Source organism: Nocardia sp. A7 (assembly GCF_046549215.1).
Taxonomy (GTDB): domain Bacteria; phylum Actinomycetota; class Actinomycetes; order Mycobacteriales; family Mycobacteriaceae; genus Nocardia.
On sequence record NZ_JAJPWE010000001.1, the window covers coordinates 312,383 to 328,909 of the forward strand.

General features: G+C 63.8%; 16 protein-coding genes. 9 read left to right on the plus strand and 7 right to left on the minus strand.

The genetic code is table 11. The features are described 5' to 3' along the window. Positions 1 to 73 precede the first annotated feature (73 nt). From ACLJPD_RS01335 to ACLJPD_RS01345, 3 genes are all read left to right on the plus strand, one after another. The gene (locus tag ACLJPD_RS01335; RefSeq protein ID WP_410869824.1) at positions 74 to 754 is read left to right on the plus strand and encodes an AIM24 family protein; all 681 of its coding nucleotides are present in this window, start codon (positions 74 to 76) and stop codon (positions 752 to 754) included. Between the two features lie 47 nt (positions 755 to 801). Beyond that, positions 802 to 1,083 carry a hypothetical protein gene (locus ACLJPD_RS01340; protein WP_410869825.1) on the plus strand — a complete coding sequence of 94 codons (282 nt, stop codon included), beginning with the start codon at positions 802 to 804 and terminating at the stop codon, positions 1,081 to 1,083. A gap of 150 nt (positions 1,084 to 1,233) precedes the next feature. Next, positions 1,234 to 1,674, plus strand: coding sequence for an SMI1/KNR4 family protein (locus ACLJPD_RS01345; RefSeq protein ID WP_410869826.1), 441 nt, complete (start codon positions 1,234 to 1,236; stop codon positions 1,672 to 1,674). 477 nt (positions 1,675 to 2,151) lie between these two features. Here the strand turns inward: ACLJPD_RS01345 and ACLJPD_RS01350 are convergent, their stop codons facing one another. Continuing rightward, positions 2,152 to 2,724, minus strand: coding sequence for a TetR/AcrR family transcriptional regulator (locus ACLJPD_RS01350; protein ID WP_410869827.1), 573 nt, complete (start codon positions 2,722 to 2,724; stop codon positions 2,152 to 2,154). A gap of 143 nt (positions 2,725 to 2,867) precedes the next feature. Here ACLJPD_RS01350 and ACLJPD_RS01355 point away from each other — a divergent pair, with 143 nt between their 5' ends. Continuing rightward, complete coding sequence (locus tag ACLJPD_RS01355; RefSeq protein ID WP_410869828.1) at positions 2,868 to 4,241, plus strand: FAD-dependent oxidoreductase; 1,374 nt, start codon at positions 2,868 to 2,870, stop codon at positions 4,239 to 4,241. 47 nt (positions 4,242 to 4,288) lie between these two features. Further along, positions 4,289 to 5,206 carry an alpha/beta hydrolase gene (locus tag ACLJPD_RS01360; RefSeq protein ID WP_410869829.1) on the plus strand — a complete coding sequence of 306 codons (918 nt, stop codon included), beginning with the start codon at positions 4,289 to 4,291 and terminating at the stop codon, positions 5,204 to 5,206. Positions 5,207 to 5,776: 570 nt separating this feature from the next. Here ACLJPD_RS01360 and ACLJPD_RS01365 read toward each other — a convergent pair. The 5 genes from ACLJPD_RS01365 to ACLJPD_RS01385 form a co-directional block, all read right to left on the minus strand. Beyond that, positions 5,777 to 6,946: an SMI1/KNR4 family protein gene (locus tag ACLJPD_RS01365; protein ID WP_410869831.1), complete on the minus strand. Its 1,170-nt coding sequence runs from the start codon at positions 6,944 to 6,946 to the stop codon at positions 5,777 to 5,779. 396 nt (positions 6,947 to 7,342) lie between these two features. Further along, entirely contained in the window at positions 7,343 to 7,873 is a 531-nt protein-coding gene (locus ACLJPD_RS01370) for a class IV adenylate cyclase (RefSeq protein WP_410869832.1), read from the minus strand. A 33-nt stretch (positions 7,874 to 7,906) separates the two neighbouring features. Next, entirely contained in the window at positions 7,907 to 8,989 is a 1,083-nt protein-coding gene (locus ACLJPD_RS01375) for a radical SAM protein (RefSeq protein ID WP_410869833.1), read from the minus strand. 112 nt (positions 8,990 to 9,101) lie between these two features. Next, a complete protein-coding gene (locus tag ACLJPD_RS01380; RefSeq protein ID WP_410869834.1) occupies positions 9,102 to 9,950 on the minus strand; it encodes an SAM-dependent methyltransferase in 849 nt (282 codons plus the stop codon). Between the two features lie 663 nt (positions 9,951 to 10,613). Next, a complete protein-coding gene (locus ACLJPD_RS01385; protein WP_410869835.1) occupies positions 10,614 to 11,018 on the minus strand; it encodes a DNA-directed RNA polymerase subunit beta in 405 nt (134 codons plus the stop codon). 590 nt (positions 11,019 to 11,608) lie between these two features. Here ACLJPD_RS01385 and ACLJPD_RS01390 point away from each other — a divergent pair. The 4 genes from ACLJPD_RS01390 (at position 11,609) to ACLJPD_RS01405 (ending at position 15,106) form a co-directional block, all read left to right on the plus strand. Beyond that, the gene (locus ACLJPD_RS01390) at positions 11,609 to 12,484 is read left to right on the plus strand and encodes a DUF5919 domain-containing protein (RefSeq protein WP_410869836.1); all 876 of its coding nucleotides are present in this window, start codon (positions 11,609 to 11,611) and stop codon (positions 12,482 to 12,484) included. Further along, positions 12,456 to 13,256 (plus strand): inositol monophosphatase family protein, encoded by an 801-nt coding sequence (locus ACLJPD_RS01395; RefSeq protein ID WP_410869837.1) that lies wholly within the window; start codon positions 12,456 to 12,458, stop codon positions 13,254 to 13,256. The genes ACLJPD_RS01390 and ACLJPD_RS01395 overlap by 29 nt, the downstream gene beginning before the upstream one ends. 145 nt (positions 13,257 to 13,401) lie before the next feature. Beyond that, complete coding sequence (locus ACLJPD_RS01400; RefSeq protein WP_410869838.1) at positions 13,402 to 14,247, plus strand: helix-turn-helix transcriptional regulator; 846 nt, start codon at positions 13,402 to 13,404, stop codon at positions 14,245 to 14,247. A gap of 94 nt (positions 14,248 to 14,341) precedes the next feature. Beyond that, positions 14,342 to 15,106, plus strand: a complete 765-nt coding sequence (locus ACLJPD_RS01405) for a glucose 1-dehydrogenase (RefSeq protein WP_410869839.1) — start codon at positions 14,342 to 14,344, stop codon at positions 15,104 to 15,106. Between the two features lie 30 nt (positions 15,107 to 15,136). On the opposite strand, the gene ACLJPD_RS01410 is transcribed toward ACLJPD_RS01405, so the two are convergent. Beyond that, the gene (locus tag ACLJPD_RS01410; protein ID WP_410869840.1) at positions 15,137 to 16,486 is read right to left on the minus strand and encodes an MFS transporter; all 1,350 of its coding nucleotides are present in this window, start codon (positions 16,484 to 16,486) and stop codon (positions 15,137 to 15,139) included. Positions 16,487 to 16,527 lie beyond the last annotated feature (41 nt).

Sequence of the window (16,527 nt, forward strand, 5' to 3'; positions counted from 1 at the left end):
CGTGAGGTAAGCGCTCGCCCCCAGAGGGGTCCGAACAGGCGCGACCAGCAACCGTTCAGGAGCACCGACGCGCATGCGCAGTGACATCTTCCAGGCGAACAATACGGCCCAGCATGCGACCCAACTCGGCATCACGCTGCAGCACACCAAGTGTGTGAAGGCGTGCGTCGACGGCGAGGTGTACGCCCGCCAAGGCGCCATGATCGGCTACCGCGGGCAGTTCGCGTTCGAGGTGAAGAGCCAGGGTCTGGGCAACCTGGTCAAGCGGTTCGCAACGGGTGAGGGGGTGCCGTTGATGACCTGCCGCGGGCAGGGCGAGGTTTGGTTCGCGCACCATGCTTCGGATTGCTTTCTGATCGACCTCGATCCCGGGGATTCACTCTCGATCAACGGCAAACACATCCTCGTCTACGAGCCCACCCTCGGCTACGACATCCAGATGGTTGCCGGCGCCGGCGCTTTCGTCGGCGGCGGCTTGTTCAATTGCGTGTTCCGGGGGCAGGGTCGGCTGGCGATCACCAGCCACGGTCAGCCGATCGTCGTCCCCGTCAGCCACCAGCAACCGGTGTTCGCCGATTCCGATGCCCTGATCGGCTGGTCCTCGGGCTTGCAGACGTCCATCGTGCGCACCCAGAGTTTTGGATCGATGCTGCGCGGCGGCTCCGGCGAGGTAGCGCAGGTGCGATTCCTCGGCGCGGGGTTCGTCATACTCCAACCCTCGGAATTCAACTTCGGGCCGACAAGCTCGAAGTAGGCGCGTATCGCGCGGTCACGAAGGTCCGCTGCTGCCGAATACCGAATGTGTATCCAGTACGCCCTGCCCCTGCCCCGCTGGCCTCGACGGGATGGAAGTTATCCAGCCGGCCCGGCCCGCAGGTTCGCGACCACACCCAGTCGACCCAGCTGATCACGCTCGGACGGGCCTGCGCGGTCGTGCCCGAGTCGCTCCGCGCCCAATTACTCGACGATCACGCCACCGTGCCGGTGCTGGACGCACCGGCCGTCACGACCGTCATCGCCTGGCCACCACACAGCAGATCCAAAGCTATCGCCGACCTCGTCCGTACGGCGATAGGCCTCTAGCCGATACCACCTGCACATGCCGCCTATCGCGCGGTCGCAAACGTCCGCTTCTGCCGATAAGCGTGCATCTGGACGGCTCCCACGGCAATGCGAAGTTGAGGCCGCAGGAGCCATCATTGACTGTGTTCGCCTCGTGGCAGGATCTGGCATATGTGGAAGGACCTGATCGGAGGGCTCTATGCGGATGCCGAATTCGCACCACCGGCTTCCGACACCGAGATCGATCAGATCGAGGGGCAACTCGGCCAGCCGGTGCCGAACGAATTGCGGGATCTGCTGCGGCGCACGAACGGTGTGCAGGCCGAGTGGGGGTCCGGGCTGGTGTGGTCGGTGCAGGAGATCATCGATCACAACATCGAGTTCCGACGCGACGCCGACTTCGCCGAGCTGTACATGTCCTTCGACCAGCTGATGTTCTTTGGCGACAACGGCGGTGGTGACCAGTTTTGCTACGTCCGGTTGCCATCTGGACATAACACCGGGGTGTATGTGTGGGATCACGAGTCCGATGACCGCAAGTGGGTCGCCGGTTCGTTGACCGACTACCTGCAACAGCGGACAGGCGCTGCGGGCGACGACTGGTACACGTGACCGCGTCATCGTTCCGCACAGTGACCGCCCGCGAAACATCCTCGATTGCCATCAGACATCAGCTCTTCCCTTCGGGTTCGAAAAAGGTGCGGTTGCCTTAGCCCGAACCGGCGGATGGCGCAGGTTCGGGTCAGCGAGATCAATCCCGCACTGCGCCAGAGTTACCGCCTATTGCGCATGCAGTCAGAGGATGCGCTGCCGTTGATCCGGCTGCCTGCGGACCAACGGCCTGGAGGGCAACGTCCAGTACCATCGTGCGGGCGTTCAGATTGCTTGTGGTGCAACCAATTCGGTGTCGCGCCGACTTCAGTGACATGGACCCTTGGAAAGAATGTGCGGATGTGAGACGCCGACCGCCGGTACCGGGTTCAGGTGGATCGCGGCTTGGCATCCTGGGCAGTGCTGACTTTGTCGCGGCAGGTATGGACACGTCGTTTGCTGATACGAATGGCATAATCCGTCGCAGTACGGGATTCGTTAGCCGCTGACGGCGCGGGCTACCGCGTCGCCGACCTGTTCGTCGGTGAGACTGCTGCGTTTGATCAGCACATGCGACAGCACGGTCCGGACGGCGATCTCTGCCGCCTGGTCCGGTGCGACCAACAGTGATGCACTGTCGTCGCGGGCCGCCAGAAGTGGCGCGATGAAGGCGCCGACGGTTTCGATCAGGTTGAGCTTCGACCCTTCGTGCTCGATCGCGACATTGAGCAGCCATGCCGGTTCCTGGTCGCGCAGCCGGGAGATCACCGGGTGTCGGCGCAGGTAGGGGATGGCAAAGACCACAGCGTCTTTCGCCAGCTGCCGCACCGGAGTGAATACGTCGATCTCCAGGTAGGCGGCGCTCATCATGCGGGCTACTTCGATTTTGCTGGCGGCTGCGATGAGACCGTTCTTGTCTCCGAACTCGCGGTAGGCCGTCGCGCGTGAGACGCCCGCCCGGCGAGCGACCGCGGTCAGTGTCAGATCGTCCAGACCGGTCTCGGCCATCATCGCCAAAGCGGTGTCCACGAGTAACGAGGACGACTGTGTCGCACGGGTCATGACGGTCATTCTCCATGCTCCTCACTCCCGGATGAGATGACTGGTGTTGCAGCCGGTCCACTAGTGAGACTATATTCGATATTAGTCTCAGTGGTGGATCGGCGACTCCGTCCATGCACAGGACTCGGAACATCGACGTTCGGAGGTATGGCATGCGGAAAATCGGCGATCACGCGGTCGTGTTGGGCGCGGGCATCGGCGGGCTACTGGCCGCTCGGGTGCTCAGTGAGGCCTACGCGAAAGTGACGGTGATCGAGCGGGATGCCCTGCTCCCGGATTCCGAGGCGCGAAAGGGCGTCCCACAGGGGCGCCATGTGCACGGGCTACTGCCGCGGGGCAAGGACATCCTGGAGGAGCTGTTCCCGGGATTCGGTCAGGACATGCGAACAAGCGGTGTGGTCGAATGCGATGCGCTCAGCGAAGTCCGCTTCACCATGGCCGGTCGAACCCTCAAGCGAGTATCGACCGGGCACAGAGCATTTCAGGCAAGTCGCCCACACCTGGAGCATCACCTCCGCAGGCGAGTCGAGGCGCTGCCCAACGTCACCATCCGCGACAGATGCGACGCCGGGGCACCCGTTGTCAGCGCCGACGGAACGCGGGTAACCGGTGTCGCGATCTCGGACCGCTCGGACGGCACGCGCGAAACCGTCGACGCGGACCTGGTCGTAGCATCGATGGGTCGCGCCAGCGTCGTCCCCGCATGGCTGGACAAGCTCGGCTACGACCGACCGGCCGAAGAAGGCACCACGATCGACATCGTCTACCGCAGTGCGTTCATCCAACTGCCGCTGGACGCGCTGCCCCGCGACAAGCTGGTCACGATCGGCGTACGCGATCTACCGCCGCGTGCCCTCGCCTTGTTCGCCGTCGAAGGTAATCGCCACATCCTGACGCTGATCGGCCACGACGGCGAGGAACCACCGAAGGACCAGGCAGGATTCCTCGACTTCGCCGCAGCCATCGCCCCGCCCGACGTACGCGATGCCATCAAGAACGGTGAACTACTGGGCGACATCTCGACCTTCCGGTACAAAGCCAACCTGCGCCGCCGCTACGAGCGGCTCGCCCGTTTCCCCGAGGGTCTGCTCGCGGTCGGCGACAGCCTGTGCAGCTTCAGCCCCGTCTACGGCCAGGGCATGACAGTCGCCGCGATCCAGATGGCAGTGCTGCGCGAATGCCTCGCCCGGGGTGAAAAAGACCTTGCCACAAGGTTTTACACGGCGGTCACGCCCGAGATCGACAACGCCTGGCAACTCACGGTAATCGCCGACGGCGCCATGCCACACGTCAGCGCCAGTGCCTCGTTGCCGGTCCGAGCCGCCGTCGCGGCGCTCGATCCGGTCCTGATCGCCGCCGAACGTGACGCCACGGTCGCGACAACCCTGTACCGAGTGATGGGACTCGTCGACAAACCCAGCGCGCTGCTCTCGCCCACTATCGCCGCCCGCATCGGTATCGCCAATGCCCGCGCAGCAATAGAGAATCTCGGCGGCCTGCTCCGTTCTGTCGTGACTGTGGGCTGACGACGCAGCCGGTACAGATCGCGACCTCTCCCCTACGATCGGTTTCCATGCGACTCGGACTGGCCGATCTGATCGACCCTCGCCTGCGGGTTCTCGCCGACGAGTCACGCGCCTTCTACGAAAAACGCTCGGCTGGAAGAGGTCCGAATAGTTTGGAGGAGCTTCGCGCAGTCCGATCCGGTGCCGCAGATCCTGCCCCAGTGAGTCCACCGCCTGTTGAAGAGCTTGTGACTATCGATGGACGCCGTGTCCCACTGCGGATCCACACTCCCGTGGGCAGCGCGGTGAACGGTGTGTTCTTGGAGATCCACGGGGGCGGCTTCTACATGGGATCGGCCGCCGACAGCGATGTCCGCAACCGCAGGCTCGCGGACACCCTCGGCCTCGCTGTCGCGAGCGTCGAATATCGGCTCGCACCCGAACATCCGTGGCCTGCTGCGCCGGACGATTGCGAAACCGCCGCGCTATGGCTGATCGAGAATGCCGGGCACCGCTTCGGTACAGCCGAGCTCGCTGTCGGCGGGTTCTCGGCGGGCGCAACGCTGGCGATGACGACGTTGCTGCGCCTGCGTGACCAGGGGGTCACCGCATTCGACTGTGCCGTGCTGCAATTCGGAACTTATGACCTGAGCGCACAGACACCGGCCGGACGTCTGATCGCGGACGAATACTTCCTCGAGGCGTACGCCGGTGCGGCGCCGGACCGAACCGACCCCGACCTTTCCCCGATCTACGCCGAGCTCTCCAACCTGCCCCCGACCCTCATGGTCGTCGGCGAAGCCGACATCCTGCTGCAGGACAACCTGGCAATGGCGGCTCGACTATCAGCCTCGGGGGTAGAGATCGATCTCCGCATCTACCCCGATTCGCCCCACGGGTTCACCGGACACCCGACCCCGATGGCGCGGGCCGCAATCGGCGACATCCACACTTGGCTCGGAAGTCACCTCAGTCCGGCAGGCTAAATGGGCCGAGCCCTCGGACCGGCGTGGAACGCCGCCAGATGATGTCCTGTGGCCGGTGCTCCGCACTGTCGAGGTCCCACCAGAGTCTCTCTGCGGGGGACCGCTCACAGCGACTGAGGGTGCGGTCTCACCCGCCAGCGGTTCGTCTGCGGCCGACTGGAGGACCAGATCCAGCAACCAGAAACTCAGCTCCCAGTCGGTCTTGGTCGCGAGCAGCAGACAAACGAATTCATCGAGCCGTACCGTATCGGATACCTCGATAGGCCAGTCCTGCATCCAGTCCTCGTGCGCGATGTCCGCCAGCTGCGCCACTCGCGAAGCCGAATCCCCGCCTGGATAGATCACGGAGCTGAAGGTAGCCAACGCCGCGAACTTTGCCGATGGAGTCAGCGCTCTGCGGGATCCCGAGGGCCGCCGCACCAGCCGCCAACGCACTCTTCTGCCGATGAGCGTGCTATCCCGGCGTGGTCGCAGATGATCCGGGTGCCGGTGCGGGTGGGAGGTGAGGACCGAGTTATCGCCCGGTCGCACGCAACCGATGAAGGAACCGATTCGGTCAGCCTCGCCGGGTCAGCGGCCGCTGCGCGGTTGGCTCAACAGCGCGCGCCCGCGTTCCGGGGTGAGGCTGTACGCCAGCACCGGGTCGGCGAGCAATGCGACCGGGGCGATGTGATCTGGCGTACGGGGCTGCCAATGCGCCATCGCGGCCTCGAGCGCATGCCACAGCGCCTCCGGGTCGGAGTGGTGTTGCGCGAGCGCCTTTCGTACCGCGGCGTCGAATGCTTGGTTGCCGTAGGAGAGCTGGTAGCCGGGCCGCTCTACCCGGGCCCGGTGCCCGTCGATGGCACGTTTGATCTCGCCTCCGGGGTCGTCGACCATCTGGGCACGATCGAGCGCGGAGCCATACCAGGGTTCTTTGTGTGCGTGTTGCAGGAACATGCATGGCACGAACTCGTCGGTGAACAGTGGACCGGTGAAGAATTCCTCCGGAACGGGCGCCAGCGGTAGCACACGCGAAAGGATCCGGGAGGCATCGTAGGAGGAAGAGGTGCTGAGGAACATCTGGAGCTGGGTTCGTAAGACCGTGGCGCGTGACTGGCCGAAATGCTGGGCTTTCTCCAGGGCCGCCATGGCTGTGTCGATGTCCCCGGAAAGGGCTTCGCCTCGTGCCTGTTCGGCCACCAGATCCCAGTTGTCACGGGTTTTGCCCGCCGGCTGACGTATTTGATGAAGGCTTTGGTACTTCGATTCCATGAGGGCGGTGAACGAGGGATACCGCTGCGGGAACACCCCCCAGGAAAACACGCTGTAGGCGGCCCATTCGCCGTTCTCGTCGCGGTCGGCCGGGTCGAGGAACAGGACTCCGACGTCGGCGTGCAGCGAGATCAGTAGTCCGCGACTGAACGGGTTACCCGGCGCGTCGACTGGTGGCTCGGTGATCAGGTCGGCCCAGGACTCCCAGGTTGGTTCGAGGTCACGTAGCCATCCCAGATTCGTGGTGTCGCGCATCTTCTGCACGAATTCCCCGGCATGGCGCCATCCATCGGTGGTCAGCAGGAAGCTGCGATAGGAGGGTGGCAACCGCAGGCCGAGGCGCTGCTCGACCGCGGCGATGTCGGCCTCGGTGGCCGGGGTGTACCCGAGCCAGCGCTGCTGCACCACCTCGGGATCCAACTCATCAGGATCTCTGCTGGCGATCCATTCCTCGCTCCACAGTTCCAACCACGGTCTCCAGTTCATTCCATGAACGCTACGACCAGCCGCCGACAAGTTCGGCATGGGCGCAGGCCGAGATCGTGGTGAGGTACTGGCCCTTCTTCGACATATCCGCAGATGCCGCTGGGCGCGCGGTCTCGAAGGTCCGCATCTGCCGCTGATCGCGCGGACTGCTCCGAACTCGAGACGCAGAGGCGGCCCAACTCGCCAGGGTGAAATGTCCGCTACACACTCCCTGACAGGTGACCGGATTGTTCGGTGGCAAGCCCGCAGAGTGCTGCAGTAGCTCGCATGTCATCGCTTCGCCCGATCCGGCATCACTGCCCTCGGCCGATTTACGACGACCCCCACACTGTATGGGCGGCCGGAGCCTTGCGCGGTTCTGCTGTTGGGCATTTGGCAGCAAAATACGGGAAAGGGTCAGAAGCGCAGTTCTCGTATCGCGTTGAGGTCGATCCCGTGGCGTGCGTAGATCTTGATCGTGTTCTCGCCGGTGAGGTCTGCTTCGGTGTAGCCGAGCAGTTCGGCGACACGGATGACGTCGGCCTTGGTGGCTGCCTCGATTTCGAGATACGGGGGGATCCGGGGCCAGGTATCGAGTTCGAGCTGAGCGCCTTCGAGCGTGTAGCTGATCCGCTTGGTTTCCTGGTACGACTTCGCAGAGAATCCCATCATCTCGAGCAGGGCGTTGGTAGCGGCGAAGTCGCCGACGCTCACCTCCACCTCGTGTGTGCCGTCGATGGCGTCGCTGGCGATCTCTTTGACCGCGAGCGTGGTGCTATTTCCGTTGTCGCGCAACCTGATCCACTTGCCGTCGACGCCGGGTGTGATGTCGTAGACGTAGCGGCGCATGAATCGCTCACCGAGCTTGTGACCGCCTTCGTCCAGGATTTGACGGTCAATGGTGTCGGGGTCGATGTCGAGGATCTTCGCTTCGTGCTCGATGGGCACGGGGACTCCTTCTGAGTTGCGTTGGGGGTGAGGTTATCCGACTCGGCGTGTCGTGAGACGGGTGTACTCGGCAACCCGAAGTTCGAGCACTTCGGTACGCAAGGGACTGGTCAGGAACTCGTCTAGAGGTAGGCAGAGGTCCATGCGATGGATGCACACTCCGACTTGGAAGGTGCCGGTGCGGTCGTAGTAGAGCCGCAGGCCGTAGAAGCCTTCCTCGCAATCGGTGCCGTTGTTGAACCGGCATCCGGCGCATGTGTTCGGTAACCGCACGGGGCGGATGTGCTTGAAGAGGATGCGCCGTCCATCGGGCAAACGGTAGGCGGTGCGCGAGTTGGAACCTCCGGCCGTGACGTAGTGGGCTTCGGCAACAGCGCCTCGCTCGGCGAGGATGCGTTCTATCGCGGTGATCGACCTGTCGCCGTGGTCGAGTGACATCAGCAACCGGACTGTCAGGTTCGGGGAGAACTCATCGAGTAGCCGGTGCACTCGTGGGGCGTGTGTGTGGTCGGGGACGACGATGTTGGCGCTGGCTTTGACTCCATGGGTCTCGCACGCTGTGATCGCGCGTTCGAGTGCGTCGATTCTGCGTTGGGCCAGAACAGGATTGCGGTATCGGAGGTGCTGCACGTCGGCGAGTTCGGATGCGGTGGTGCCGAAGATGGAGAAGTTCACCCGGTCAAGTCCGGCAGCGGCACAATCACCCATCACGCGCTCGCCGCGCTCACCGTTCGAAGTCATGCCGACTCGGAACCCGGCATCCACGGCGATCTTCGTCAGCGTGGCGACGGCCGGATGCAAGGTCGGCTCGCCGCCGGTCAGGTGAACTTCGGTCAGCTCCAGCGCATCACCGAGCACCGTGAGCGCATCGGCGAATTCATCGTTGTCGGGGACCTGGGCCGGGAGGAAGGCCGCGCCGTTGCTTTGGGCGTAGATCGACATACGCCCGCTCGCCCCAGCAGCGAGGAAGGCACCCTGCAAACGGTCTCGGTTGTCAACGGCTACCGGCGTGCCTTCGTTATGACAGAACGTGCAAGTCAGGCCGCATGCGTCAATGATCTTGACGCGCAAGGTGGTGTCTTTGTCGACGTGGACGGGGATTGCAGCACGGGACATAGCCGTGCTCCCTTCGTTGAGTGGTGAGTGGTGCCGGTCGGGGATGCACCGGCGTGGGTCGAAGTCGCGACCGCCCAGGGGGGCGACACCCGGTAAATTCGGGTCCTGTTCTCTACTGCTGTCGTTGGCCGATAGCGGCGTAGGCGCTCAGATCCCACGCCGCGCGATGGCGCGGTGCGGTAGCTGACAGCCGCCGAATTCCGTCCCCGTCGCCGATTTCGCTGTCGCTGTCGTCGTCGCGGCTGGGAGTGGGTGGCCATCGGTGCGGGGCGATCAGACCGGGCGCGAGGAGGTGGTACCCGGCGAGCATGGCCGTGATCTCGTCTCGTCCGCGTGGGTGATACGGGATACCCGCTCGACGCAGGGTTTCGGCGGCGGCCCGGATGTGGTCGGGGTAGAACTCGTCGGTGACGTGGGTGAGCACGAGCCATGTCCCGGCCGGGAACCGGTCGGTCAACGCCGCGAGTACGGCGGGTGCGTCGCTGCTCCATTCCGCGGTGCCCGACACGCACACCGCGACCGGTGCTGCCATGTCCATCACGGTGGTGATGTCGCTCAGGATCGTGTCGGTGTCGGTGATGTCGGTATCAGTGAAGTACCGGGTAGGCGGTTCGTGCAGCATCGCGCGACCATGAGCGGCCACGACGGTGTCGGAGTCGACGTACAACGTCCGAGCGGTGCTGTTGTGTTGTTCGGCGATGTCGTGAATGTCAGGGGTGTGGGGCAGACCGCACCCGAGTTCGACGAACTGGGACACCCCGTGATGATCGGACAGGTATTCGACCGCGCGCCGGGTGAAGCGACGGGATTCTGTGACCGCGGGCCTGATCGTGCTGCTCGACAGCTTCTCGGCCAGCGCCTGGTCGGGTTCGTAGTGGTCTTTCCCGCCGAGGAACACGCTGTGCAGGCGTGCGGAGTTGGGCTGGTAGGGGTCGATCAGGTTCGGTGGGCGGGTGGTCATGGTGGGACTCCTGCCGCGTCTGCGACGGAAGGCCCCCGACCAACTCCAGAGCCCGTGACGAGGGGCGCACGGTCCGGGAGTTGGTCGGGGCCTTCCAGCGTTGCTGGTCAGTGGGTGGTGTGGGTGCCCCCGGAGGCCGGTTGGGCGGCCTCCGGGGTTTTCCCCACCCTCGAACCGGCGCGGCTCGGGGTCGCCGGTGGTTCGAGGCATTCAGGTGGTCCTGTGGTGTCGGGCCGTGCCCGTGGCGGGTGGTGGGATGGGGCTGTGTGGATCGGGAACGATTGGGGCCCCGGACATCGCCACATCGCCGGGTACGAGTCCGGGGCCGCCTTCGCGCGGGCCGGGTGAGGTGTCTCGGGTCCTCACCGGGCGCGAAGGCCATTCAATTGGTCGAAAATGTTCGGGTCAGGGCAGTAGGTAAAGCCGCTCGTTCGGGAGTCGCGGGAGCCCGACACAGTGCCCGGAATCCACTGCGACGGTGCAGGGTCGGCGGGCGGCCATGTCTTGCACGAACACCAGCGCAGCTGTCAGGCAGGCGGCGAAATCCATTCGGATGCTTGCGAATTGAACTGTGAGGTGGATATCGGGTTCATCTGGACACGGTGACCCCACAAATGGATCGGCATTCGGGTGCAGCACGGGCGGTGTCCTTCCCGGCCCAGGTCAGTAGGGGCCGTGGGTGCGCGGCTTGGCCGCGTCCAAGACGTGGCGGACGCAAGCCAGGACCGTGGTCCCAGACGGCCGGAAGGGGGTGGTCGCGGGGACTATCCAGCTTCGGTGGGCGTGGTGGTCTGGGCTCGGCGACGGCAACACGATGTTGCCGTCGCGGATCACGACCACGTGCGCGCGCCAGAGTTCGGCGAGCGCGCCGGGGTCACCGATCGGGCGCATGTCTCCAGTGCGGACGAGGTAGGACCATGCCCGCGCCCGAGAATGGCCGATGATCGGGCACGGACCGACGTTGCGGCGATGCAACTCGACCTTTACCCGCTGCGCGAGGTCTGTCGGCATCATGACCGCGCCGGTCGATCCGGCCGTCATCATGATCTGCCCCGTAACCGTGTCCACGAACGTCGGCAGGCTACAGATTCGCCGGTAGAACATGCTGCGTGAGAGCGGCGAATCTTGCAGGGACGCAGGTATTTTCGCGTATGTCATTGCCTACCTTTCGAGTTGGGTGTGGCCTGGCGTCGGCAGGCGATGTAGGAATGACCGGGCAGCCCGCGCACGCTCGGCAGCAGTTGCGATCTGGCCGGGGACCTCTACACGAACAAGATCGACAGGTGCTGGACCGAACTCAGTTGTGTACTGCCCGGGGATGCGCTTGGGTAGCGAGACGGAACGAACCAGGCCGATATGGCCGAGAAATGAGAGAAGCGCTGATAGTTCAGCAGTTTGATTTGCATGGCTCGTCAGACAGGCTCGCTGCATCGTCGTGTTCTTCCTCGTGGGCCGACTGGTTGGGCATTCGCGGCACCGGGGAACCGGTGCAACAGCCGTTGTGGGTGTCGTTCGCCGTCAACTGTCGTACGTCGAGCGGTATCGCGGCGACGCCGAGGATGTCTTATCTAGAACTTTGATGTCTGATCGGGTTTCTTCTGTGGCTCATGCAAGCTACGCTCAGCCGAGCGGGTCACATAATGATAAGGGGGTATGACGTGGGGACGGTACTCAAAGCTCTACTTCAAGAACGACATATACAAACAGTTTCAGCGTTCAACCGCGAATACGATAGAGCTGCCCTCGCGATTGATCCAGGAGCAGTGGGAGCGGGGCCTAAGAAAGCCCAGTTTTACCGATGGTTGGCGGGAAACATATCAACACTTCCCTATCCGCACCATTGTCGCGTACTTCAGGAAATGTTTCCCGGATGGACCGCAGCGGAGCTGTTCTCAGGATTCATCGAAGGTGGTTCCTTATCCGACCGGACACAGAAAGTAAACTTTTCAGAACAAGTTGACATGGAAAGGATTTCCGATATTGAGAGTGTTTTTCCGAGAAGGGCCGATTTCCTTGAGTCAACCTCGCCTCAGGAACTCTTCCGAGACGCTCGAACGATTGACGTTGCCGGAATATCTCTCAATATCCTGTGCCAGCAATGCTCGGACAGTGAGGTTCTACGGATGATGAGGGAAGGCACATCCATGCGCTGCCTTTTCCTCGACCCCAATGGGCGGAGCATCCAAGCGCGAGAGCAGGAGGAGAGCCACGCACCTGGCGCTTTGACCAGTCTCACAAGGCTCAATATTCATATGCTGCAGCGGGTTAGATCGAAATGGAACTCTACGATGGGCGGCAATATCGCAATCCGCACATATGACGCACCCGCCCGATTCAACATTTGCATTGTTGATTCTGAGCTATGCGTGATGCAGCCATACCTACCGTTCGCGCGCGGTCTGGAGTCTCCAACATTTGTTGCGCGACAAAGTGGCAGCCGAGGCATTTTTCAGACATTCTCTGAGGTCTTCGAAGAAATGTGGCGTGAGGGAACGGAACCGGAAATTGAACAAAACCAGGGAATCTCTGCTTGATTCTGCGCGTAGCGCGGTTTCCATAGGCGTATCCATAGTTGAATCAAGGAACGTCGCGTCGGTTTCATCGAAGGGCGATCGCGATTTTGTTACCGATATCGATATTGCGGTCCAGGAGAGCGTTCAATCCTTCCTGGAATCGGAGACGCCAGGCATAGGGTTCCTCGGCGAAGAAGGGGAAGATGCGCCTACGCGCAGCGGGCCATTTTGGACCTTAGACCCTATTGATGGAACCTCCAATCTTATTCACGGAATTCCGCTGTTTGGAATCTCGTTGGCGCTCTTTGAATTCAACAGTCCAACAATCGGGGTTATCACGATGCCCGCACTTGGTCTCGAATACTACGCAGCAGTCGGATTGGGGGCATATCGAAATGGTGAGCGAATCCACGTCGCGAGCGCTTCTGAGCTTTCGGAGTCGATAGTCTCAATGGGCGACTACGCCGTTGGCAAGGACGCAACCAAAAGGAACCGACCCCGACTCGCGTTGACAGCCTTACTGGCCGAGCGGGCAGAACGTATCCGAATGTTCGGAACAGCCGCCTACGACCTCGCATGTGTAGCCGATGGCAGCACGGACGGTTGTGTGATCCTGTCGAACAACCCGTGGGATATCGCGGCGGGAACAGTCATCGTCAGAGAAAGCGGTGGAGTTGTCTGCGATTCAGATGGCAGTATGCACAGCCCGCATTCTCGGCACACTATCGCTGGAAACAGCCTCACCGCAAAGGAACTCGTGTCGCTGGTCGCTCGGGCACACGACGGCTCGTAGACGGTCGGCTCCAGAGCCGATGCGGTTGGTCTGCCTCAACTATCAGGCAGGACGCCACCGGCCATAGGCGGAACCCTCGCTCAGGGTAAGGCCGGCTCACCGACATCGGGCAGCACGGCAATTCCCGCGTTGATACCTTGGTTGCATGGTCAGTGCGGCATCTGCCCGGCGGCGCGAACAGTTGCGCGACTTTCTGAGGTCGCGACGGGAGGCTATTGGGCCGGGCGAGGTGGGGCTGCCGGTGGTGGGGCGGCGGCGGACGCCTGGCCTTCGGCGCGAAGAAGTCGCGATGTTGGCTGGGGTTGGGGTGTCTTGGTACACGTGGTTGGAGCAGGGGCGTGAGATCACGGTGTCGGGTGAAGTGCTCGATGCGGTGGCGGGGGTGCTGCGGATGAGTGAGACGGAGCGGGGGCATCTGTATTTGCTTGCGGGGCTCAATCCGCCGCCTGTGGGTGGGTCGGCTACCGAGGTGAGCGTGGAAGTGCGGGCGGTGATCGATGGGTGGGAGCGGGGGCCTGCGATTGTGCGGGATCGGTACTGGAACATCTTGGCGTTCAATGCGCTTGCGGGGCGCGTGTTCGGTTGTGCTGAGGGGGAGCCGCACAACTGCCTGGTTACGTTCTTCACCAGCCCTCGCTATCGAGGACTGCCCGAAGTGTGGGCAGCTGCCGCACCTGGTGTGGTCGCCGCTTATCGCGCGGATGCGGCCCTAGTCCCGCAGGACGACGAATTTCAGCGGGTAGCAAGTGAACTCGCTGCGGCCGAGCCCGAGTTCGCGGAACTGTGGGAGCGCCACGACGTCGGCGCCCCGCTTCAAGCCGTGAACGCGCTACACCACCCCGAAGTGGGCGATCTCTTCTTCGATGCCACCACGTTCACCGTCGCCGACCACCCGAATTGGTCACTGGTGCTCTACAACCCGAAACCGAACACCGACACCGCCGATCGCCTGGCCATGCTCCCCCGGCTGCGCTTGACCGAATCCGCGTGACCCACGGGCACTCCGACATCGGCCAGCCTGGTGGTGGCACACCCCCGATAACTGCGCACTGCCTACTCGGTCGGCTGACTGCCACGCTGAATCCATGACGCACAACAGTTCTCGATTCGATGGCAAGACCGCGCTGATCACCGGTGGGAGTAGTGGGATGGGGTTGGCTACCGCGCATCGGTTGATCGCGGAGGGGGCTCGGGTCGTAGTCACCGGGCGGGACGAGAAGCGGCTCGATGCCGCTGTCGGTGAGCTCGGCGGTCAGGCGCACGGAATCGCCGGTGATGCTGCCGATATCGGCGATCTGGATAACCTCGTCGCCGCGGTCGCCGAGCACTTCGGGCACCTCGATCTGGTGTTCGCGAACGCGGGTATCGGTTCGTTCCAGTCGATCGACCAGGTCACCGGCGCACTGTTCGACCAGGTGATCGGCAGCAACCTCAAGGGCGCGTTCTTCACCATCCAGAAGACTCTGCCGCTGCTCCCTGACCACGCCTCGATCGTCATCAACGCCTCCTTCGGCCTGCATCTCGGGGTCCCCGGCTCTGCCCTGTACTCCGCGAGCAAAGCGGCAGTGCACAACCTGACCCGCACTCTCGCAGCGGAATTGGCGCCACGGCGTATCCGGGTGAACTCGGTCAGCCCCGGCTACATCGACACCCCGGCCTTCCGCGCCGAGCTTTCCGAAGCCGCTCAGCGGGGAGTCGCGGCGCTGTCCCCCGCGGGCCGCGTCGGTACCGCCGACGATGTCGCCGCCGCCGTCGCCTTCTTGGCTTCGTCCGACGCCACTTTCGTCAACGGTCACGACCTCCGCGTCGACGGTGGTCTCACCGAAGTCCACACATCGGCACTCCTGTAGCCCACAGGGTCACACGTAGCGCATCCGTTGTCAGCTGATCCCCACCGGGGCGGTTGCCGCCGGGGCGAGATCGATCTGCGGGCTCGGCTTCGGCGGGCGCATCATCAGCAGCGCCACCGCGGCGAGCAGCACCACACCCGCGACCGCGATATACAGCTGCGCGGCCGACCAACCGGCGTCGAGCAGGCGTCCGGCTGCCATCGGGGCCAGGATCGCGCCCGCTCGGCCGACGCCGATCGCCCAGCCGACGCCGGTGCTGCGCATCCGCGCCTCGTACAACGCCGGACTCAGGGTGTACAGACCGGCGATGCAGCCGTTGACGAGGCTGCCGACCACGACGCCGAGCGCGAAGGCCAGCCCGATGATCGACGTACTGGAGATGAAGACCACCATGGCCGCGGCGGTGAGAACGGTGAAGACGAGCAGGACGGTGCGCGCGGTCCAGCGGGTGGCGAGCGCACCGAAGATCACCGAGCCCAGCGTGCCGCCGAGGGCGAGCATCATTCCCGCCGTCGCACTTTGGTCCTTGCTCATGCCCGCCGTCTCGAGCAGCGCAGGCGTCCAGGAGTTGATGAAGTAGAAGCCGAACATAGTCGCGAAGAACGCGGTCCACAGCAGCAGGGTGGGACGGGTGTTGCCGCCCGCGAACAGGTCGGCGACCCGGCCTGCGCGCGGCGCGCCTGCGGCAGGTACCGGGGGAAGTTCGCGCAGCGGTTCCTGGCCGATGCGAGCCGCGATGCGATTGACCCGGGCGAGCACGTCACGCCGCCCACCGGTGAGCAGGAAGTCCACCGACTCCGGCAGCAGCAGCGCCAACAGCACCAGCGCCAGACCGGTGAGGACGGCACCGCAGACGAACACCACCCGCCAGCCGTACTCGTCGCGCAGGAACACCGCGGCCAGGCCGCCGAGTGTCGCGCCGAGCCCGTAGCCCGCGGTGTAGAGCCCGATGGACAATCCACGCCAGCGCGTGGAGGAGTACTCGCTGGCGATCACATTGGTGCAGGCCAGGATTCCGCCGACGCCGAGCCCGGTGAGTACGCGCCACACGCCGAGCTGCAGCGCCGAACCGGCGGTCGCGGACATGGCCATGCCGACCGTCGCCATCGCGACCGAGGACAGGATCAGCGGGCGGCGGCCGAATTTGTCGGCCAGTGGTGCGAGAACGAGCGCACCGATGGCCATCCCGACCAGACCGGCACTGAGCAGCACACCGGTTTGCGCGCTGGAGAGACCGAAGTCGTTGCCGATGCTCTTGGCGGTGAAGGCCAGTGCCATCACGTCGTAGCCGTCGAGCATGTTGAGTACGACGCAGAGTCCGACGATAAGCCACTGGTAGGCGCTCATCGGTGCCGCGTCTATGCGGGCGCGCAGGTCCATCTGAATTTCTTTCTCGAGGGTGAATCAGGAAGCTCGGGGGT

Excerpts from the sequence above, each read along its gene's own strand:
- ACLJPD_RS01335 (WP_410869824.1), top strand. The coding sequence starts at position 74 with ATGCGCAGTGACATCTTCCAGGCGAACAATACGGCCCAGCATGCGACC.
- ACLJPD_RS01345 (WP_410869826.1), top strand. The coding sequence starts at position 1,234 with ATGTGGAAGGACCTGATCGGAGGGCTCTATGCGGATGCCGAATTCGCA.
- ACLJPD_RS01350 (WP_410869827.1), bottom strand. The coding sequence starts at position 2,724 with ATGACCGTCATGACCCGTGCGACACAGTCGTCCTCGTTACTCGTGGAC.
- ACLJPD_RS01355 (WP_410869828.1), top strand. The coding sequence starts at position 2,868 with ATGCGGAAAATCGGCGATCACGCGGTCGTGTTGGGCGCGGGCATCGGC.
- ACLJPD_RS01360 (WP_410869829.1), top strand. The coding sequence starts at position 4,289 with ATGCGACTCGGACTGGCCGATCTGATCGACCCTCGCCTGCGGGTTCTC.
- ACLJPD_RS01365 (WP_410869831.1), bottom strand. The coding sequence starts at position 6,946 with ATGAACTGGAGACCGTGGTTGGAACTGTGGAGCGAGGAATGGATCGCC.
- ACLJPD_RS01375 (WP_410869833.1), bottom strand. The coding sequence starts at position 8,989 with ATGTCCCGTGCTGCAATCCCCGTCCACGTCGACAAAGACACCACCTTG.
- ACLJPD_RS01380 (WP_410869834.1), bottom strand. The coding sequence starts at position 9,950 with ATGACCACCCGCCCACCGAACCTGATCGACCCCTACCAGCCCAACTCC.
- ACLJPD_RS01400 (WP_410869838.1), top strand. The coding sequence starts at position 13,402 with ATGGTCAGTGCGGCATCTGCCCGGCGGCGCGAACAGTTGCGCGACTTT.
- ACLJPD_RS01405 (WP_410869839.1), top strand. The coding sequence starts at position 14,342 with ATGACGCACAACAGTTCTCGATTCGATGGCAAGACCGCGCTGATCACC.
- ACLJPD_RS01410 (WP_410869840.1), bottom strand. The coding sequence starts at position 16,486 with ATGGACCTGCGCGCCCGCATAGACGCGGCACCGATGAGCGCCTACCAG.